The 21,342-nt window shown below is 38.9% G+C and carries 17 protein-coding genes; 12 read left to right on the top strand and 5 right to left on the bottom strand.

Features of this window, described 5'->3' with window-relative positions:
• Window positions 1-186: 186 nt before the first annotated feature.
• Entirely contained in the window at window positions 187-1,113 is a 927-nt protein-coding gene (locus TY21_RS02645; protein WP_042238942.1) for a RimK family alpha-L-glutamate ligase, read from the bottom strand.
• Between the two features lie 661 nt (window positions 1,114-1,774).
• On the opposite strand from TY21_RS02645, the gene TY21_RS11400 reads away from it, so the two are divergent.
• From TY21_RS11400 to TY21_RS02690, 9 genes are all read left to right on the top strand, one after another.
• The gene (locus tag TY21_RS11400) at window positions 1,775-1,927 is read left to right on the top strand and encodes a hypothetical protein (protein WP_232044411.1); all 153 of its coding nucleotides are present in this window, start codon (window positions 1,775-1,777) and stop codon (window positions 1,925-1,927) included.
• Window positions 1,928-1,942: 15 nt separating this feature from the next.
• Window positions 1,943-2,215 (top strand): addiction module antidote protein, encoded by a 273-nt coding sequence (locus tag TY21_RS02655; RefSeq protein ID WP_042238938.1) that lies wholly within the window; start codon window positions 1,943-1,945, stop codon window positions 2,213-2,215.
• Between the two features lie 962 nt (window positions 2,216-3,177).
• Window positions 3,178-5,262, top strand: coding sequence for an F-box/WD40 repeat-containing protein (locus TY21_RS02660; protein ID WP_130589495.1), 2,085 nt, complete (start codon window positions 3,178-3,180; stop codon window positions 5,260-5,262).
• A gap of 229 nt (window positions 5,263-5,491) precedes the next feature.
• Entirely contained in the window at window positions 5,492-5,722 is a 231-nt protein-coding gene (locus TY21_RS02665) for a DUF4277 domain-containing protein (RefSeq protein WP_042238868.1), read from the top strand.
• A gap of 69 nt (window positions 5,723-5,791) precedes the next feature.
• A complete protein-coding gene (locus TY21_RS02670) occupies window positions 5,792-7,864 on the top strand; it encodes an F-box-like domain-containing protein (protein WP_130589496.1) in 2,073 nt (690 codons plus the stop codon).
• A 229-nt stretch (window positions 7,865-8,093) separates the two neighbouring features.
• Window positions 8,094-8,324, top strand: coding sequence for a DUF4277 domain-containing protein (locus TY21_RS02675; protein WP_158623007.1), 231 nt, complete (start codon window positions 8,094-8,096; stop codon window positions 8,322-8,324).
• Between the two features lie 69 nt (window positions 8,325-8,393).
• On the top strand, window positions 8,394-10,466 hold the full coding sequence (locus tag TY21_RS02680; RefSeq protein WP_130589498.1) for an F-box/WD40 repeat-containing protein: 2,073 nt from the start codon (window positions 8,394-8,396) through the stop codon (window positions 10,464-10,466).
• A gap of 238 nt (window positions 10,467-10,704) precedes the next feature.
• Window positions 10,705-10,989 carry a DUF4277 domain-containing protein gene (locus TY21_RS02685; RefSeq protein WP_130589499.1) on the top strand — a complete coding sequence of 95 codons (285 nt, stop codon included), beginning with the start codon at window positions 10,705-10,707 and terminating at the stop codon, window positions 10,987-10,989.
• A 15-nt stretch (window positions 10,990-11,004) separates the two neighbouring features.
• Window positions 11,005-13,080, top strand: coding sequence for an F-box-like domain-containing protein (locus tag TY21_RS02690; protein ID WP_042241122.1), 2,076 nt, complete (start codon window positions 11,005-11,007; stop codon window positions 13,078-13,080).
• 305 nt (window positions 13,081-13,385) lie between these two features.
• Here the strand turns inward: TY21_RS02690 and lpxD are convergent, their stop codons facing one another.
• The 4 genes from lpxD to recR form a co-directional block, all read right to left on the bottom strand.
• A complete protein-coding gene (gene lpxD / locus TY21_RS02695) occupies window positions 13,386-14,444 on the bottom strand; it encodes a UDP-3-O-(3-hydroxymyristoyl)glucosamine N-acyltransferase (protein ID WP_042241119.1) in 1,059 nt (352 codons plus the stop codon).
• A gap of 17 nt (window positions 14,445-14,461) precedes the next feature.
• Window positions 14,462-15,058 (bottom strand): OmpH family outer membrane protein, encoded by a 597-nt coding sequence (locus TY21_RS02700; protein WP_042241116.1) that lies wholly within the window; start codon window positions 15,056-15,058, stop codon window positions 14,462-14,464.
• Window positions 15,059-15,085: 27 nt separating this feature from the next.
• The gene (gene bamA, locus TY21_RS02705; protein WP_232044390.1) at window positions 15,086-17,494 is read right to left on the bottom strand and encodes an outer membrane protein assembly factor BamA; all 2,409 of its coding nucleotides are present in this window, start codon (window positions 17,492-17,494) and stop codon (window positions 15,086-15,088) included.
• A gap of 99 nt (window positions 17,495-17,593) precedes the next feature.
• On the bottom strand, window positions 17,594-18,190 hold the full coding sequence (gene recR, locus TY21_RS02710) for a recombination mediator RecR (RefSeq protein ID WP_042241110.1): 597 nt from the start codon (window positions 18,188-18,190) through the stop codon (window positions 17,594-17,596).
• Between the two features lie 373 nt (window positions 18,191-18,563).
• On the opposite strand from recR, the gene TY21_RS02715 reads away from it, so the two are divergent.
• Genes TY21_RS02715 through fabG form a run of 3 tightly spaced genes read left to right on the top strand, consistent with a single transcriptional unit; the run spans window position 18,564 to window position 21,296 of the window.
• Window positions 18,564-19,580 carry a beta-ketoacyl-ACP synthase III gene (locus tag TY21_RS02715; protein ID WP_042241109.1) on the top strand — a complete coding sequence of 339 codons (1,017 nt, stop codon included), beginning with the start codon at window positions 18,564-18,566 and terminating at the stop codon, window positions 19,578-19,580.
• Window positions 19,581-19,602: 22 nt separating this feature from the next.
• Window positions 19,603-20,544, top strand: a complete 942-nt coding sequence (fabD, locus tag TY21_RS02720) for an ACP S-malonyltransferase (protein ID WP_042241105.1) — start codon at window positions 19,603-19,605, stop codon at window positions 20,542-20,544.
• Between the two features lie 11 nt (window positions 20,545-20,555).
• The gene (gene fabG, locus TY21_RS02725) at window positions 20,556-21,296 is read left to right on the top strand and encodes a 3-oxoacyl-ACP reductase FabG (RefSeq protein WP_042241102.1); all 741 of its coding nucleotides are present in this window, start codon (window positions 20,556-20,558) and stop codon (window positions 21,294-21,296) included.
• Window positions 21,297-21,342: the final 46 nt, after the last annotated feature.

Here is a 21,342-nt window from a genome sequence, read left to right on the forward strand (position 1 = left end):
CATGAGATCAACTTTAGGGTTATCCTCTTTGTCTTGCCTTTGAAGGTAAAATCCTGTGGAAACCATGGAGTTGTGCATCTGCTGGATGATTCACCTTAGGAGTTCTTATACTTGCAAACAAGCGGGTGGCGGCACTCTCTACTTTAAATTGAGTATAGTCACTCCACTTGTTTCTTAATGCAGGAGTTACAAAGAAGCCCTCCCTTTGGACCGAGGTTCAAGGGGCGTTAAGCTAGCTGAGAGCCTCTCTTTAATTTTTTGAGCCAACTTATCGGCAGAGCCAGGAAAATAGCTAAGGAAAAGTGAGGGCTCAATCATTTCTACTTCCACCACGGCTAACGCAGAACCTTTCTTGATCACGTCTACCCTAGCATGTAAATAAGGTTGTTCAGTAGCAAGGAGAATTTTTTTGACTTCGTTGATCATCCAATCAGGTGGGGTGACCGGTTGAACGGAGCCTCCATGTGCGCTTTGCACTAAAAATTGCCCATCTGCCGGTTTTTTTAACACGCATTGGATAAACTCTTTTTCGAAGAAGATAAAGGACCACTCGCCTTCTGTCATGATTTCTTTCATAAAAGGTTGAACTATTAAGTCATAAGGATAATCTTTAAAGTGATCTTGCATTTTTTGAACAGTAGAAGAATTAAACCTAAAAGTGTGATCTCCACTAGCAGAGATACTAGGTTTTATCACGCATTCTTCCCATCCATATTTTTCTAAAAGGTTGGGTAAATTTTTTAAATCTTTAGAGGATAAATAAATACTATCAATGACCTTAACTCCTTTCTCTGCTAGCTTTTTTAAATAAACTTTTGAAGCATTCCAACGGATGGTGCCAAGGGGGTTAAAAAGTGGGATTCTTTGTTTTTCAATCTCGCTTAAGGTTTGCAAGAAAAAGTTAAACTTATCGGTATGATAGTCCCAAGTAGAAAAAACTAACACCGCTTGATAGTCTTTCCAATTGTTTTGAGGATCATCCCAAATCACTGGCTGAGCTTCTATTTGTTGTTTTTGCAAGGCCTTTATTAATAAATTATCATCTTCTTTAAGTTCGTTGTAGTTGCTACTTGTGAGCAAAGCAAGGCTAGCCAAGAGAGTCGTTAAAATCATACATTCCTCAATTTATAAATTTTTATCTAACGTAGGAAGCTAAAAAGATTGTAAGCAATGATAGTTTGTTTTTCTATTTAAAAATTTTTTTGTATAGAGAGTCTTAGATTAAGGCTGGCTAACCTTAAGTAAAATAAATTAATCATTAATGTCCAAACAAAGGCGCTGGGAGAGAGCTTAAGTTATCCATTCTAACCCTTACGACCGAGTGTATAGAGCTGCCTCTCTCAAAGCAGTGTTTTTGCTTTAATTTTTTTATTTATTAATTTATTGGTTGTCCTGCGTTTTATTTCAAAGAGACCATAGAAAATAGTGAGTGAGGATAGGCAAAAATGGATTTTATGCAGGCAGATCGCCAAAAAGTACTGGAAAGGTGAGGTAAGAAGAACTTGCTCAAAAACTTGCGTAAAAAAGTACTAATTCGTATTAGTTGCTTAAAAGATTCTTGAAAATGTATCCCATAAGTTACAATAACGATATATGGAAGGAATAGAAATCGAATTATACGAAACAGCAAATGGTAAGCGACCCTTTGAAATCTGGATCAAGGATATCAAAGAAATCCATACACGGGCCAAAGTCCTAACACGGCTTGATCGCTTAAGGCTTTGGAAGCTTCGGCGATTGCAAAACCTTACGAGAAGGGGTTTGCGAGCTTAGGATTCATTACAGATCCGAAATTAGAATTTATTACGGAAAGATTGGAAATGAAGTCATTATGCTTCTTTGTGGCGGTGATAAAAGCTCCCAAGAAAGGGATATAGCTAAAGCAAAAGATTATCAATCAAGAGAGTTAGATCATGGCAAGAAGTGAAAATATCAAGAATTTCTGCTTAAGCACTTAAAGGATCACGATGAAGCTGTTGCATACCTAAATGCTGCGCTAGAAGAAAGCCTTAAAGGCGATGAGGAATCACAACATCTTTTCTTAATGGCTCTACGTAACGTCGCAGAAGCTCAAGGCGGCGTTGGCACATTGGCTAAAAAAGCTCATGTAGGCCGTGAAAGCCTCTACAAAACCCTTTCAGGAGCCGGTAATCCTAAATGGCACACGCTTGTTTCATTATGTGTAGCAATGGGATTGAACTTGAGATTGAGTTAGACTATGAAAATTGACATCGACGTTTTTCAAGCTCCATTAAAAATAAAGTTTCTCATGGTGATACTTTAAGAGAGTAGTTAACGCGAGTTATCGGATAAGGAAATAGTTTAAGGCATGATTTGAAGCAGCCTTAGATTGTTTTCTTATCCGATAACTCGCGTTAATGTATCAATGCCTAGGGCCATCAATCTAACCGCCTAATCTCATTGAGAGCTAATGGCAAAGGATATCGTCGAGGGGAACTAAAATAATAGTTATATGAACCAACAAGCCATCCTTGCTGGATACGTCTTGAAAACGTGAATGGAGTATGAAGTTCCCCCTGCGTTAGATGCTGCCATTTCTATTTTTATGCACTCCATTCGCTTTAAGAAGCATCTATTTTCTAATAACCCTTTTACCTACACACTCTGTCAAGAAAAGTTTAATGTCTATCCGAGTCCCGGTCGTTTTGACCGGCGTGTAGTCAGTGGCTTACTGGTAGTTGTGGGCTGCTATTTCTACGCCGGCCTCGCTGTAAAGGTCGGCTGCCTTTTCTTTAGCCCTAGGAGTGAGAGGCACGGCGGCGCAATGGAAGTTTTGCTAAGCTATTGGAACTTGAAAGCCTAGCTCTTAATAAAAGGCTTTTTTTGTTCTTGGGAAGTAGAATTAAAAATAACAAGAGCTAGCGCTTATCCTCTTATACTCAATAGCCGTTTTTTATCGCTTTGTGGTAACGTCTCTTGATAGGCATAAGATAAAATTCTCAAATAAGACTGTAGCCTTTGATTGATTTAAAGCTTATCCATTTTATTTTTCAAATGCCATTCATCATGCTTGAATGTTGAAATATTATTTTAATAGCATTTATTTCAAACTCCCCCTAATATGATTGTTGATGAATATAGAGAAAAAGAAATTTAAAAGTCCTTACATATAAAAAGGTAGCGAAATGAAAATTTAGATAAAGAGAGGTTAAACAAATGAACCCTTTGCATCCAAATCCCTCTGTTTTATTTCCTGTATTTAAGACTCTTTCTTGGTTTAGAGAAGAAACAAATATTTATTCCGAGATTGCAGTCAAGATTTTCTCAAAATTGGGAGCCTCCGATCTATGTCGAGCAGAGGGAGTTTGCCAAGAATGGAAGCAACTGATTCAAGCAAGTAACTTATGGAAAAAGCTCTATTTCCAAGAAGCTAGCAAAGTTTCCTCGTCAGAAAAAGAATCCGCTATAGGTACACTCCCTTCGGAAATATTGTTAAAAATTTTTTCCTTTTTGCCTGTTAAAGAACTTGTCTTTAGCCAGCAGGTATGCAAGAGCTGGTATGAATTAGGCGCAGAAACTGCACTTTGGAAATGTTTACTTGGGAAAACTTATCCTACTTTATCTGCTATACCCGAGACGATGAAAATCTCTCCCAAAGATCTAATTGTGGCTCAATACAATATAGAAGCTAATCGTGTGCAAATTATTGATTTACTTCCTATGGCATTGGAAAAAGGACATAATAAAAACTCGCAAGCAGCGTTTTCTTCTAATGGTAAGCATGTAATTATTTTTAATAATGACCTACCTACCCTTCCTTGGGACATTGCTCGTGACATTGTTAGCCTTTGGGATGCTAATACGGGAAAATGTCTACAGGTTTGGGAGGGAATTACTTGGAGCAAAGATCTATTTATTTCTTCAGGTAGCCAGTGGCTAATTATCAATAGATCTAAGTCCATTAGTCTTTGGAATGCCAACACAGGAGAATGTCTAAAAGCCATAGAAGAAGACCCATTGGGCACAGAAGTATTCTTTTCTCCAAATAAGGAATGGCTAGTTACCTGGGGTAGCTCCATTTGCCTTTGGGATGCTAAAACGGGAGAATGTCTACAGGCTTTAGAAAGACGGGGAATAGAACATCGGAGTTCACAAACACCTTTTTCTCCGGATGGCAAGTGGCTGTTTATCGATAGCTCTAAATCCGTTAGCCTTTGGGATGCTAAAACTGGGCAATGCCTACACACTTTGGAAAAACTGGATAAAAAAAGCCTGTTCACAAGAATATCTTTTTCTCCAGATAGCGCGTTGCTAGTTATCACTAGTAATGAATCCATTAGCCTTTGGAGTGCTAACACTGGGGCGTGCTTACATATTTGGGATGAAATCAGTGAGGTAAGCTCAGTAACTTTTTCACCAGATAGCCAGCAAATAGTTATCGACGACTATGAATTCATTCGCCTTTGGGATCTTAAAACTAGAGAATGGGTCTGCACTTTTGATGAATGCGGGGATGCCTCCATCATATCTTTCTCTTCAGATGGTCAGCGTCTAATTATTGAGAATAGGCAGTCTCTTTGCCTTTGGGATGTTAAAGCGGGGGAAAAGCTAAAAACTTTAGATGATAAGCTAGCGGCACACACACGGATAATCCTCTTTTCTCCCGACAACCAGCGGATAATTGCCGATACGATGGATCTCATTCGCCTTTGGGATGCCAACACAGGAGAATGTCTACAGACTTTAGAAAAACTGGAAAAAAAAGAGTGGCTTGCAAAAATATCTTTTTCTTCAAATAGTGAAAAGGTAGTTATTTACCTCATCGACTCCATCCACCTTTGGGATGCACAAACAGGGAAATGCCTAAAAAATTTGGAAGAGCCTGGAAATTTCAAACAAGCATTTTTTTCTCCAAACAGCCAATGGTTGGTTATTTCTGACCCACGTGAAGTTCAATTGTGGGATGCTCAAACAGGTGAATACTTGCGCCCTTTGGGAAAACACTTCGGATACGGGGGATACGAGCCGGCATCCTTTTCTCCTAATGGGGGACAATTATTGATTGGAATGAAAGTTTTCGATTATTTCCCCGCTAAAAGCGGTAGTTTTCAACCCGCGGAATCTCCAAGAAATCTAGAAAATGAAGAGAGAGCAAACAATCCAACTGAAAAATTGGTAGCAAAAGAATCTAAAAAAAGGAAAGCCAGAAGTGCTAAAAGCCAAGAAGATAGTAGCACCGTTTCAGCGGCCGTGGAACATCTTCCACCTCCTCACCAGAAAAAAAGGGAAAAAGGGGAGTAGGTTAAGGTTTCTATATTTTTAAGCATTTATTTTAAAGGGTAATATTTAAGCAAATTTCCCATCTAGTGCTACAATAATTTGGCTCTTCGGGGGTTTACGTGGTAAAAGGTTTATCTAATACTTAAAGTAGTTAAATCTTACATGCCTCAGCAAAAAAATAATTAGGAAATTTGAAGACTAATCAAGTAATATGTTTTCTTTAAAGGTTCAAACTAAGCGACTAAAAGCTATGCAAATAGATACACAAAACATCGATCATTTAGGATTAGTGGCTGGAATGTGTGAGGAAATAGGATTAGTTGACCTTATAGACCAAGCAGTAGGTAGCCAGGCGAAGAATAAGCATCTAACCTATGGGCAAGCTGTTAAATGTATGATCTTAAATAGATTGGGATTTGTAAGCCGGACGCTTTACAGGTATTCTGAGTACTTTGAAGACAAGCTCATTGACCATTTGTAAAGAAATTTAAAAATCCCTGCCTATAAAAAGGTAGTGAAATAAAAATTTAGATGAAGAGAAGTTAAATAAATGAACCCTTTGCATTCAAATCCTCCTGTTTTATTTCCTGTATTTAAGACTCTTTCTTGTTTTAAAGAAGAAACAAATATTTATGCGGAGATTGCAGCCAAGATTTTCTCAAAATTGGGAGCCTCCGATCTATGTCAAGCAGAGGGAGTTTGCCAAGAATGGAAGCAACTGATTCAGGCAAGTAACTTATGGAAAAAGCTTTATTTCCAAAAAGCTAGCAAAGCTTCCTCGCCAGAAAAAGAATTCACTGTAGGTACACTCCCTTCTGAAATGTTGTTAAAAATTTTTTCCTTTTTGCCTGTTAAAGAACTCGGCTTTAGCCAGCAGGTATGCAAGAGCTGGTGTGAATTAGGTGCAGACACTTCACTTTGGAAATGTTTACTTGGGAAAACTTATCCTACTTTATCTGCTACATCCGACACGATGAAAGTCTCTCCCAAAGATATACTAGCGGCTCAATACAATATAAAAACTAATCGTGCGCAAATTATTGATTTACTTCCTTTGGCATTGGAAAAAGGACATAAAGAGAACGCGCAAGCAGCGTTTTCTCAGAATGGTAAGCATGTAATTATTTTTAATAATGACATAATTAACTCTCGTTGTGAAATTGTTAGCCTTTGGGATGCTAATACAGGAAAATGTCTACAGGTTTGGGAGGGAATTACTTGGAGCAGAGATCTATTTCTTTCTTCAGGTAGCCAGTGGCTAATTATTAATAGATCTAAGTCTACTAGTCTTTGGGATGCCAACACAGGAGAATGTCTAAAAGTCTTAGAAGAAGACTCATTGGGTACAGAAGTATTCTTTTCTCCAAATAAAGAACGGCTAGTTACCAGGGGTAGCTTCATTCGCCTTTGGGATGCTAAAACGGGAGAATGTCTGCAGACTTTAGAAAGACGGGAAACAAAAGATTGGAGTTCACAAACACCTTTTTCTCCAGATAGCCAGTGGCTGGCTATCGATAGCTCTAAATCCGTTAGCCTTTGGGATGCTAAAACTGGGAAATGCCTACACACTTTGGAAAAACCGAAAAAAGAAAGTCTGTTCACAAAAATATCTTTTTCTCCAGATAGCGCGTTGCTAGTTATCACTAGTAATGAATCCATTAGCCTTTGGAGTGCTAACACTGGGGCGTGCTTACATATTTGGGATGAAATCAGTGAGGTAAGCTCAGTAACTTTTTCACCAGATAGCCAGCAAATAGTTATCGACGACTATGAATTCATTCGCCTTTGGGATCTTAAAACTAGAGAATGGGTCTGCACTTTTGATGAATGCGGGGATGCCTCCATCATATCTTTCTCTTCAGATGGTCAGCGCCTAATTGCTGATAATGGGCAGTCTCTTTGCCTTTGGGATGTTAAAGCGGGGGAAAAGCTAAAAACTTTAGATGATAAGCTAGCGGCACACACACGGATAATCCTCTTTTCTCCCGACAACCAGCGGATAATTGCCGATACGATGGATCTCATTCGCCTTTGGGATGCCAACACAGGAGAATGTCTACAGACTTTAGAAAAACTGGAAAAAAAAGAGTGGCTTGCAAAAATATCTTTTTCTTCAAATAGTGAAAAGGTAGTTATTTACCTCATCGACTCCATCCACCTTTGGGATGCACAAACAGGGAAATGCCTAAAAAATTTGGAAGAGCCTGGAAATTTCAAACAAGCATTTTTTTCTCCAAACAGTCAATGGTTAGTTATTTCTGACCCACGTGAAGTTCAATTGTGGGATGCTCAAACAGGTGAATACTTGCGCCCTTTGGGAAAACACTTCGGATACGGGGGATACGAGCCGGCATCCTTTTCTCCTAATGGGGGACAATTATTGATTGGAATGAAAGTTTTCGATTATTTCCCCGCTAAAAGCGATAGTTATCAACCCACGGAATCTCCAAGAAATCTAGAAAATGAAGAGAGAGCAAACAATCCAACTGAAAAATTGGTAACAGAAGAATCTAAAAAAAGAAAAGCCAGAAGTACTAAAAGCCAAGAAGATAGTAGCACCGTTTCAGAGGCAGGGGAGCATCTTCGACCTTCTCCCCAGAAAAAAAGGGAAAAAGGGGAGTAGGTTAAGGTTTCTATATTTTTAAGCATTTATTTTAAAGAGCAATATTTAAGCAAATTTCCCATCTAGTGCTACAATAATTTGGCTCTTCGGGGGTTTACGTGGTAAAAGGTTTATCTAATACTTAAAGTAGTTAAATCTTACATGCCTCAGCAAAAAAATAATTAGGAAATTTGAAGACTAATCAAGTAATATGTTTTCTTTAAAGGTTCAAACTAAGCGACTAAAAGCTATGCAAATAGATACACAAAACATCGATCATTTAGGATTAGTGGCTGGAATGTGTGAGGAAATAGGATTAGTTGACCTTATAGACCAAGCAGTAGGTAGCCAGGCGAAGAATAAGCATCTAACCTATGGGCAAGCTGTTAAATGTATGATCTTAAATAGATTGGGATTTGTAAGCCGGACGCTTTACATGTATTCTGAGTACTTTGAAGACAAGCTCATCGACCATTTGTAAAGAAATTTAAAAATCCCTGCCTATAAAAAAGTAGCGAAATAAAAATTTAGATAAAGAGAAGTTAAATAAATGAACCCTTTGCGTCCAAATCCCTCTGTTTTATTTCCTGTATTTAAGACTCTTTCTTGGTTTAATGAAGAAACAAATATCTATGCGGAGATTGCAGCCAAGATTTTCTCTAAATTGAGAGCCTCCGATCTATGTCAAGCAGAGGGGGTTTGCCAAGAATGGAGGCAACTGATTCAGGCAAGTAACTTATGGAAAAAACTTTATTTCCAAAAAGCTAGCAGGGCTTTCTCGCCAGAAAAAGAATCCCCTATAGGTACACTCCCTTCTGAAATGTTGTTAAAAATTTTTTCCTTTTTGCCTGTTAAAGAACTCGGCTTTAGCCAGCAGGTATGCAAGAGCTGGTGTGAATTAGGTGCAGACACTTCACTTTGGAAATGTTTACTTGGGAAAACTTATCCTACTTTATCTGCTACATCCGACACGATGAAAGTCTCTCCCAAAGATATACTAGCGGCTCAATACAATATAAAAACTAATCGTGCGCAAATTATTGATTTACTTCCTTTGGCATTGGAAAAAGGACATAAAGAGAACGCGCAAGCAGCGTTTTCTCAGAATGGTAAGCATGTAATTATTTTTAATAATGACATAATTAACTCTCGTTGTGACATTGTTAGCCTTTGGGATGCTAATACAGGAAAATGTCTACAGGTTTGGGAGGGAATTACTTGGAGCAGAGATCTATTTCTTTCTTCAGGTAGCCAGTGGCTAATTATTAATAGATCTAAGTCTACTAGTCTTTGGGATGCCAACACAGGAGAATGTCTAAAAGTCTTAGAAGAAGACTCATTGGGTACAGAAGTATTCTTTTCTCCAAATAAAGAACGGCTAGTTACCAGGGGTAGCTTCATTCGCCTTTGGGATGCTAAAACGGGAGAATGTCTGCAGACTTTAGAAAGACGGGAAACAAAAGATTGGAGTTCACAAACACCTTTTTCTCCAGATAGCCAGTGGCTGGCTATCGATAGCTCTAAATCCGTTAGCCTTTGGGATGCTAAAACTGGGAAATGCCTACACACTTTGGAAAAACCGAAAAAAGAAAGTCTGTTCACAAAAATATCTTTTTCTCCAGATAGCGAGTCGCTAGTTATCAATAGTAATGAATCTATTAGCCTCTGGAATGCTAAAGCCGGGGAATGTCTACATATTTGGGAAGAATACAGCGGGGGAAGCTCGGTAACTTTTTCACCAGATAGCCAGCAAATAGTTATTGACGACTATGAATTCATTCGCCTTTGGGATATTAAAACTAGAGAATGGGTCTGCACTTTGGATGAAAGCGCGGATGCCTCCATCATATCTTTTTCTTCAGACAGTCAGCGCCTAATTGCTGATAATGGGCAGTCTCTTTGCCTTTGGGATGCTAAAGCTGGAAAAAAGCTAAAAACTTTGGATGAAGAGCTAGAGGAATGGGCAGAAATAACCCTCTTTTCTCCCGACAACCAACGTATAATTGCCGATACCTTAGATTTCATTCGTCTTTGGGATGCTAGCACAGGAGAATGTCTACGGACTTTAGAAAAACCGGCAAAAAAAGATTGGGATACAGAAATATCTTTTTCTTCAAATAGTGAAAAGATAGTTATTCACCTTATCGACTCCATCCACCTTTGGGATGCACAAACAGGGAAATGTCTAAAAAATTTGGAAGAGCCTGGAGATTTCAAACAAGCATTTTTTTCTTCAAATAGCCAATGGTTGGTGATTTCTGACCCATGTGATGTTCAACTGTGGGATGCTCAAACAGGTGAATACCTGCACACTTTGGGAAAACACTTCGGATACGGGGGACACAAGCCGGCATCCTTTTCTCCTAATGAGGGACAATTATTAATTGGAATGAAAGTTTTTGATTTTTTCCCCGCTAAAAGCGATAGTTATCAACCCACGGAACCTCCAAGAAATCTAGAAAATGAAGAGAGAGCAAACAATCCAACTGAAAAATTGGTAACAGAAGAATCTAAAAAAAGAAAAGCCAGAAGTACTAAAAGCCAAGAAGATAGTAGCAACATTTCAGCGGCAGTGGAACATCTTCCGCCTTCTCCCCAGAAAAAAAGGAAAAAAGGGGAGTAGTTTAAGACTTCTAGATTTTCAAGCATTTATTTAAAGAATAATTATTTAAGTTAAATACCCGTCTATCGCTACAATAATTTGGCTCTTCCACGGGGTGTGTGTGTTACGTGGTAAAAGGTTTATTTAATACTTAAAGTAGTTAAATCTTACATGCCTTAGCAAAAAAATAATTAGGAAATTTGAAGGCTAATCAAGTAATATGTTTTCTTTAAAGGTTTAAACTAAGCGACTAAAAGTTATGCAAATAGATACACAAAACGTCGATCATTTAGGATTTGTGGCTGGAATGTATGAGGAAATAGGATTAGCTGACCTTATTGACCAAGCAGTAGGTGACCAGGCAAAGAATAAGCATCTAACCTATAGGCAAGCTGTTAAATGCATGATCTTAAATGGATTGGGATTTGTAAGTCGGACGCTTTACATGTATTCTGAGTACTTTGAAGACAAGCGCATCGATCATTTGCAAAGAAATTTAAAAATCCCTGCCTATAAAAAGGTAGCGAAATTAAAATTTAGATAAAGAGAAGCTAAACAAATGAACCCATTGCGTCCAAATCCCTCTGTTTTATTTCCTGTATTTAAGACTCTTTCGTGGTTTAAAGAAGAAACTAATGTTTATGCGGAGATTGCAGCCAAGATTTTCTCAAAATTGGGAGCCTCCGATCTATGTCGAGCAGAGGGAGCTTGTCAAGAATGGAAGCAGCTAATTCAAGCAAGTAACTTATGGAAAAAGCTCTATTTCCAAAAAGCTAGCAGGGCTTTCTCGCCAGAAAAAGAATCCACTATAGGTAAACTCCCTTCTGAAATGTTGTTAAAAATTTTTTCCTTTTTGCCTGTTAAAGAACTCGGCTTTAGCCAGCAGGTATGCAAGAGCTGGTATGAATTAGGCGCAGACACTGCACTTTGGAAATGTTTGCTTGGGAAAACTTATCCTACTTTATCTGCTACATCCGACACGATGAAAATCTCTCCCAAAGATCTAATTGCGGCTCAACACAATATAAAAACTAATCGTGCGCAAATTATTGATTTACTCCCTCTGGCATTGGAAAAAGGACATAAAGAGAACGCGCAAGCAGCGTTTTCTTCTAATGGTAAGCATGTAATTATTTTTAATAATGACATAATTAACTCTCGTTGTGACATTGTTAGCCTTTGGGATGCTAATACAGGAAAATGCCGACAGGTTTGGGAGGGAATTACTTGGAGCAGAGATCTATTTCTTTTTTCAGGTAGCCAGTTGCTAATTATCAATAGATCTAAGTCCACTAGTCTTTGGGATGCCAACACAGGAGAATGTCTAAAAGCCTTAGAAGAAGACCTATCGGATATAGAAGTATTCTTTTCTCCAAATAAGGAACGGCTAGTTACAAGGGGTAGTTTCATTCGCCTTTGGGATGCTAAAACGGGAGAATGTTTGCAGGCTTTAGAAAGACGGGAAACAAACGGTTGGAGTTCACAAATATATTTTTCTCCGGATAGCCAGTGGCTGGCTATCAATAGTTCTAAATCCGTTAGCCTTTGGGATGCTAAAACTGGGAAATACCTACACACTTTGGAAAAACCGGGAAAAGAAAGTCTGTTCACAACAATATCTTTTTCTCCGGATAGCCAGTGGCTGGCTATCGATAGTTCTAAATCCGTTAGCCTTTGGAATGCTAACACTGGGGAGTGCTTACATATTTGGGAAGAAATCAATGTGCCAGACTCAGTAACTTTTTCACCAGATAGCCAGCAAATAGTTATCGACGACTATGAATTCATTCGCCTTTGGGATATTAAAACTAGAGAATGGGTCTGCACTTTGGATGAAAGCGGGGATATCCCCTTCATATCTTTTTCTTCAGATAGCCGGCGCCTAATTGTTGACAATAGGCAGTTTCTTTGTCTTTGGGATGCTAAAGCTGGAAAAAAGCTAAAAGCTTTGGATGAAGAGCTAAGGGGGGAATACGCAGAAATAACCCTCTTTTCTCCCGACAACCAGCGGATAATTGCCAGTACCAAAGATCTTATTCGCCTTTGGGATGCCAACACCGGAGAATGTCTACAGACTTTAGACCAACGGAAAATAAAAGATTGGGTTAAAAAAATATCCTTTTCTTCAAATAGTGAAAAGGTAGTTATTCGCTTCATCGACTCCATCTCCCTTTGGGATGCACAAACAGGGAAATGTCTAAAAAATTTGGAAGAGACTGGAGATTTCAGACAAGCATTTTTTTCTTCAAACAGCCAATGGTTGGTTATTTCTGACCCCCATGATGTTCAACTGTGGGATGCTCAAACAGGCGAATACTTGCGCACTCTGGGAAAACACTTAGGATACGGGGGAGACGAGCCGGCATCCTTTTCTCCTAATGGGGGACAACTATTGATTGGAATGAAAGTTTTCGATTTTTTCCCCGCTAAAAGCGACAGTTATCAACCTGCGGAATCTCCAAGAAATCTAGAAAAGGAAGAGAGAGCAAACAATCCCACTGAAAAGTTGGTAACAGAAGAATCTAAAAAAAGAAAAGCCAGAAGTACTAAAAGCCAAGAAGATAGTAGCAACATTTCAGCGGCAGTGGAACATCTTCCGCCTTCTCCCCAGAAAAAAAGGAAAAAAGGGGAGTAGTTTAAGACTTCTAGATTTTCAAGCATTTATTTAAAGAATAATTATTTAAGTTAAATACCCGTCTATCGCTACAATAATTTGGCTCTTCCACGGGGTGTGTGTGTTACTTGGTAAAAGGTTTATTTAATACTTAAAGTAGTTAAATAAAATAGCGTTTATCATATCCTACTGTTTGCAAATAAAAGAAGTAAGTGAACAAATGCTAAATCACTCGCATTAACTAGAAACCAAACATGAGATTTCCCTCACGCTTTTTATTGAATAGGAATTAAATTTTGCCTAAGCAAATGATTCTCATGGGAATTTTAATGAGGAGATTTATCTTTAAGAATTTTTATCTCTTCTTGTAGAGCTTTAATTATTTTTATATATTTTTCTATATGGTTGAGAAAAACGCTATTACGATTATGAATCTCGATAGGCTGGGCTGGCAGCCCTCCATATTTACCAGACGTAGGCAAGGATTTGGTCACCCCAGTACGTCCGGCTAGCATCACTTCATCGGCAATTTTAAGATGTCCCGCTACCGCTACTTGACCTCCCATCACGACATGACGGCCAGTTTTAGTGGAGCCGGCAATTCCTGTCTGCGCAACGATAATATTATGAGCCCCTATCGTGACGTTATGGCCAATTTGCACAAGGTTATCTATTTTAGAGCCTCTTTTAATGTGAGTGGTTTCAAAGCGAGATCGATCGATGGTAGTATTGGCTCCAATTTCAACATCATCTTCTATTTCCACTTTACCTAATTGTTGCAATTTAATGTGTTCACCAGCTTTGTTGGTAATGTAACCGAAACCACAAGCTCCTATCACAGCACCTGGTTGTAGAATGACTCTGTCTCCTAGGGAGCAGCGTTCACGGATTACAGCCTTAGGATGGATAAGGCAATCCTTTCCTATAGTAACATAAGGACCTACGTACACTCCTGCACCAATAAAGGTATTGTCATCTATTTTAGCTTCTTTATCTATAACAGCATGGGGACCAATTTTTACATTAGCGCCAATTTGGCACGTTTCGTGAATCACAGCTGTTGGATGAATTCCTGCAAAACCCGTAAGCTCTCCCTTCTCTTTAAAAAAAGCATCAATTAATTGTTGAAATGCTAAAGAAGGGTTTTCATTAATCAAAAAGTTACGATCACCCGCCAAAGGCATATGCGAATTAACAAATATCACGCCTGCATGAGATTTTTGCATCGCTTGCTCATAGCGGGGATTTTCTAGAAAGGAGGCCTCTTTGGCACTCGCTCTTTCTAGATCGGCAACCCCTTCAATTTCATAATCGGGATTGCCTATCAGCTTTGATTGTGTCATCACTGCTATATGGGCTAGCTTAAAGGTTTTTAAGGAATTCATCGATTTCTCTTATGACTTTATGGATTGGATCCTGTGGATGCCTTTGGCTCTTTAGCTTCTTTATCAAAAAGCTCATCCATTACACTCACAATATCATCGGAAATGTCTAATTCCTTATCATAATAGTAAGCTCCCTCTTCGTTCATCACCATATGGTAACCATGCTTTTTAGCAACAGCTTCAGATGCTTGAGTGATCACATCAGCGAGCTTATCCAATATTTTATAATTAGCTTGTTGTATTGCTTGATAATATTGCGACTGCTGTTGGCTTGCTTCTTGGCTTAAAGTTCTAAATTTACGCTTAAGCTCTGTTTCCGCTTCAGGGGAGAGGCTGTCAAGATAGTCAGGATCATTAAGTTTATCGGCCATTTCATTCAATGTTTTTTCTTTTTCGCCTAGCATTGTCTCCATTTGCTTTTTGAGCGATTCAAAGCTAGCTTGTTCTTGCTTGCCTAGTTTGGATTTTTCTACGCAAGTCTTAAAGTTCACCAGACGCATTTTAATTCCTTGATCAGCTTTAGCTACGGAAGCTTCTGCTGCCGCAGGGCATAAGGCTACTAAAGCAAAACTTACGCTAACTGCTTGCAGGATTTTTTTAGATAACTTTTTCATTAAATTTTCTCCTTGTTTTGATAGATCTTAAAGACGCCCGCCCACGCTAATGAAGAAGCTTTTAACCTCTCCGCGTGTTTTAGGATTGATAGGGATTCCATAACCCATCGTAAGAGGGGGAATGCTTTCGACTATTTTGAAACGTATACCCAAGCCAACGGATGTACTAATGCGTGCTTTTTTTAACCCGAAATCAAAAGTGGCAAAAGAAAGATGACCGGCATCACAGAAAATGAAACCTTCGAGGTTTTTCATGAACCGTCGAGAAGCCTCTATCGAATAAATCTCCATTGACATCCCACCTCGTGGATCTCCTTCAATAAAACGTGGCCCCAGTTTATAAGGACGATAGCCTCTTATCATGTTATCGCCGCCCAGAAATAGCCGCTCGTCAAGGGGCATTTTTTTAGCAGTCGTCCCTCCGAAGGGATAAAGAAAGCGAAAATCCATGCGTAGCTTTAAAACACTGCGTCTGTCTAATTTATGAAACCAGCTATTGGTGTAGGCAGCGCCAAAGAAGCGATAGTTACCGCCCAATCCAGCTATCTCCAATTCTAATCGTGATTTAAATCCTTGGGTAGGTTTGGCCGGGTGATCAGTAGAATCGTAAGACCATGTTAATCCGGTGGCTGAAACCATTCCATCATTATGGGATTCTTCAACTAACGAAGCTCCATGCTCATGCTTGGCGTAATATTTATACTGTTCTTCATAAAGCAAGTCATGCGAGGTTTGAATATCTGTATGTTTTAAGCGGTAATGCCACCCCAATTTCATAAACTGATTTAACTGATAAGTAGCATTAACCATTCCCCCATAAGTTTTTATATCATAGTCTTTGGCTATATAGCGATTGACAGAATTTTCTAGCTCAAATCCTACAATCCATTGAGTATCATTAAAAAATGGCTTGGTCCAAGAAAAAACATAGCTGCGGCTTTTGGAGCCCACTGTAGCGGTAGCATGGGCATATTCGCCTCCTCCTCTTAATGCTTTATAGCCATCTTGAAAGAAACGACCTAAGCCTTTATAGTTAAAGTTTTTTTCAGTGATATTAAAGCCTCCAAAAATACTTTCTGCGGTGCTAAACCCAAAGAATGCCCCAAAATGTCCCGTGCTGGTTTCTTCGACTTCAATGTGGACATCGCGATAATTTTCTCCTAAGCCATAAGAATCTTCTGATTTAACAGCATAGACGTTTACATGAGAAAAATAGCCAATGTTGGCTAAACGTTCTTCAGTTTTTTTCAGTTTTTCAATATTAAAGACTTCTCCAGGAATAATCAGGGTTTCATGGAGAATAACTTTTGTTTGGGTCTGAGAATTTCCAAATACCTTAATTAAACCTACCCGAAACTGCTCGCCTTCTTCAATAGTAAGCTTGAGGTTGTAGATGTGTTCCTGGCTTTCAGAAAGAGTAGGCTCATGATCAATGATGGCATCAATATAGCCTTTACGCCCATAGAGATTTGTAATATTTTCTATACTTTGACGAATTTTTTCAGGAGAAAAGATCCCTCCTTCACAAAAAGTTAACTGCTGATAGATTTCTTCTGTACTAAATAGGTGATTTCCCTCGATCGTAATATTACCTACTCTATAGATAGATCCTTTGTTTGCAGTAACTATAATGACCACGCGGTTTTCTTGAGTGGCTTCCACAACTTTAAGATCGACAGCTGCATCAGCATATCCTTGATTATGAAGATAATTAAGAATGGTGGCTTGATCATGCTGCATGGCCTCTTCATTATAAGTTCCTTCATTGCTTAGCCAACTTAAAAATATATTATATTTTTTAGTCACAAGCTGTTCACTTATCTCTTCTTGTTCATGATCTGTAAAATTAACAAATACAATTTCTTTGATATAGCCCGAGCGCCCTTCATTAATGGAGATGTTGATATCTACTTCGTTAGTAGTGGCATCCAGCTGTACATCATAGGTGAGCTCCGCTTCAAAAAAACCTTTTTTAATATAGTAAGTTTTTAGCTTGTGAAAAGCTTGATTAAAGCTTTTACGGTCAAAAACAGAAAAGCAAGATACTTTCAGCTCTTGCTTTAACCTTTTAGTTTTTATATGTTCGTTACCCTGCCAGTTGATAGAGCGAATGATAGGCTTGGGCCATATTTTTAAGGTAATATATAGCTTATCAGCTAAGCTTTCAACAAGGGGTTCAACACGGTCATAATCTTGAGAAAGAATTTTAAGATCGTTATCAAAATGTGTTTGCGAAAAAAAATCTCCTTGCCGTGTTTTGATTCGGCTAAGGAGAGCCTCTTCTTCAAAATGGTCGCAAGGCCCTTGAAGAAGAATTTCAATTTTTTCTATTTTTTGATTTTCATATTGGGTAGATTGACCGAAAAGATTTGATGAGTAGCCGCTTACTAGAAGCAAAAATCCTATATTAAGGAAAAGCATTAATTTATTTGTCACGGATTCCTCTGAAAATTATAGATGATAATCGAAAAAAGAGTAATCATAGGGTAAGTTTTGTAATATTGTAAAGAAGAAGAAAAGGAGAGGGGACTGAGATTAAAATTTGCTTCTTCCGGAGAAAGCTCGTGCTAATGTACCTCCATCTACATAATCGAGAGGGCTTCCCATAGGAAGTCCAAAAGCTAAACGAGAGATAGCAACTCCCAAGGGAGCTAATTCTTGCTTTAAATAAAGAGAGGTAGCATCTCCTTCGAGAGTAGAATCTAAGGCGATGACAATCTCTTCTATTTTTAGCAAAGCAATACGTGTTTTTAATGCGGCAATAGTCAGTTTATCGGGACCTATGCCTTCTAAAGGAGACAATAAGCCTCCTAATACGTGATAAAGACCTTTATATTCGCCTGTTGTTTCAATGGAAAAAGCTTCTCTTGCACACGAAATAATGCAAATAACCTTAGATTGCTGGCGTTGCTCTGTACAGAAAGGGCAAGCATATTCGCCTTTTAAGCAGCCACATTCCTCACACTGCGGCAATTTTTCATGAATATCTTTTAGGGTGCTAGCCATTTCATCTAAATATTCTTGTGGCCATCCTAGCATATGGAAAGCGTAACGCTCGGCACTTTTAGAACCTACTCCCGGTAGCCTTTTCAAGACGTTTATAACTTTTAATAAATGAGAAGGATAATGCATAGGTTTGCCATAATTTTAAGAAAGAGCATAGCATAAAAGGTTATTTTATTTAAAACCTAAAGAGTGGGAGAAAAACTTCCTCTTGTAATCGCTACTGGTGCTGTTTTTTTAGTTATTATTTTTAAATTTATGTTTTTTAGCGAGTCCTTGTCTTTTCCTTAAAAAAGCAGTTTTTTCAATTGCCTTGTCTGCTTAACTTTAAGTTTTTCTACGCTTAACCCATAAATATATACCCCTATAATTTTATCTCTCTCTTTTCACTGAATTATCTATATTATCCATGTAGATAGCTTGGGGCTCTAAAGGGAGCGCTTCTTTTTAATAAGCATTTTTGATACAGTTTTGCTTTTTAATAAATAAGGGGGGCAGACAAATGCCAATTCAACCTAAAGCGCGTATCGTAGGAATGGGCTCTTTTTTACCTGAACGTATTTTAACCAATCAACATCTAGAAGAGATGGTTGAAACAACCGATGATTGGATTGTCTCGCGTACAGGAATAAAAGAACGTCGAATTGCCGGCACTCACGAGCCTCCTTCTTTAATGGGGTTTTATGCGGCCCAAAAAGCATTGCAGGAAAGTAGCGTGTCAGCTGCAGATATAGACATGGTTTTAGTGGCAACAATGACACCCGATTACATCACACCAAGTACAGCCGCTATTATTCAGGCTAAGCTAGGGGCGTCTTCTGCTGCGGCCTTAGATATACAAGCCGCTTGCACAGGTTTTTTGTATGGATTGTCGATTGCTAAAGCTTACATTGAAGCAGGCATCTATCGCAATATTCTTTTAATTGCTTCAGAAAAGCTTTCTACTATTATCAATTACAAAGATAGAAATACATGCGTTTTGTTTGGCGATGGAGCGGCAGCCGCTGTGATCTCTAATCAAGGAAAGGGATTTTCCCTCGACGCATTTTGCTTAGGTTCAGATGGAGAAGTTGCCGAGCTTTTAATGATTCCGGCGGGTGGCGCGCGTCAGCCTTCAAGCATCGAAACCGTAACCCAAGAGTTGCATTTTTTGAAAATGGAAGGAAAGGAAGTTTTCAAGCATGCCGTACGAAGAATGGGGGCTGCAGCAAAAGAATGTTTAGTTAAAGCCGGTATAACCGAAGAAGAGATTGATTGGTTAGTACCCCATCAAGCTAATATACGGATTATTGAAGCATTAGCTAAAAGTTTTAATCTACCGAGTGAACGCGTTTATAAAACCTTGCATAAATATGGAAATACATCGGCATCTAGCGTGGCCATAGCCTTGGAAGAGCTTAAGAGCGAAAACCAAATTTTACAAGGTGAAAAGCTGCTATTGGTAGGTTTTGGAGCCGGGCTTACTTGGGCAGCCGCCATTATAACCCAAATAGATGATCTATCCTCTTCATTCGACTGATAAGCTATAAGGACACAAAGATATGTCGCATTTTAAAAAAATTGCTTTTTTATTTCCTGGCCAAGGAGTTCAATATCTTGGGATGGCAAAAGATATTTATGAAAATTTCTCCCTAGCTAGGCAAACTTTTCAAGAGGCCGATGAGGTGTTACATCGCCATTTATCTAAAATAATATTAGAAGGCCCTGAGGAAGAACTGCTTGAAACAAAAAATAGCCAGGTGGGCATTTATGTTGTCTCTATGGCGCTTCTAAGGATTATTAAAGATTTATATCCTAACATACAGCCAGATGTGTGTGCCGGCTTAAGCTTAGGTGAATATTCAGCATTAACAGCTTCTCAGAAACTAGATTTTGCCTCTTGCCTCTCTATTATTCAATATAGAGGCCATTATATGAATGAAGCCTGTGAGGCTCATCCAGGGGGTATGGCAGTTGTTTTAGGTCTTACAGCTCACGAAGTAGAGGAAGCTGTGCAAGAGGTGAATTTGCCTCATGATTTATGGATTGCTAATTTTAATTGTCCAGGCCAGATAGTTATTTCGGGAACTCGAAAAGGAATTGATAGCGCTGCATCAGCTCTTAAAGATAAAGGTGCCAAACGTGTCTTGCCTTTAAATGTATATGGAGCTTTTCATAGTGGTCTTATGAAGACAGCGGAAGAACGTCTTGTTGAACATATCCATTATGCTTCCATCCAAAATAGCCCGATAGGTTTAATCATGAATGTGCCTGGTAAAAAGGTAGAAAATATTCTCGATATTAAAAGTCATTTAATTAGGCAGGTGACCTCTCCTGTTCGCTGGGAGCAAAGCATTCGCCACCTGGGGGAAGAGGGAGTCGAGCTTTTCATTGAAATAGGGTGTGGAAAAACACTAGCAGGTTTTAATAAACGTATTCTTCCCCACATAAATACCATTTCTGTAGAAAAATTAACGGAACTTGATCAGCTCGCTAAAATATAGGAAAACTTTAGATGCATCATCTTTTAAACAATCAGGTAGCTATCGTTACCGGAGGAACTGCTGGCATTGGCAAAGCAATTGCTCGTGAATTTGCTCGCCAAGGAGCAACTGTGGCAATCTTCGGAACAAATGAGAAAAGAGGCCAAGAAGTAGTACAGGAAATTGGAGCAGAAAAAGCCTCTTTTTTTCAAGTCAATATAGCTAAAACTCTAGAGGTAGAGGCTGCTATAAAACAGGTACAGCAAAATTATGGCAAAGTGGATATTTTAGTTAATAATGCTGGAATTACGCGCGATCAGCTAATGTTGAAAATGACGGAAGAAGATTGGGATACAGTCATGGAAGTTAACTTAAAATCCTGCTACAATACTTGCAAGGCTCTTACCCGTCATATGCTTAAAGCCCGCCAGGGGGTGATTATAAATATTAGCTCCGTGATCGGTCTGATTGGTAACAGTGGGCAAGCTAATTATGCGGCTTCAAAAGCTGCTATCATAGGTTTTACAAAAGCTCTTGCTAAAGAATTTGCCTCCCGTAATATTCGCATCAATTGCATAGCTCCTGGCTTTATTGACACGCAGATGACGAAAGATATGACAGAACAGCAGCGTCAGGCCATACTCTCTTCCATTCCTATGGAAAGGATGGGCGCGCCTGAAGATATTGCCCATGCAGCTGTTTTCTTAGCCAGCTCGATGGCCCAATATATGACTGGGCAAGTGTTGGTGGTGGACGGAGGAATGGTGATGTAATCCTAATTACATCATTGAATGTAATTGATAAAAATGATATCTTATT

Source organism: Neochlamydia sp. S13, assembly GCF_000648235.2.
Taxonomy (GTDB): Bacteria; Chlamydiota; Chlamydiia; order Chlamydiales; family Parachlamydiaceae; genus Neochlamydia.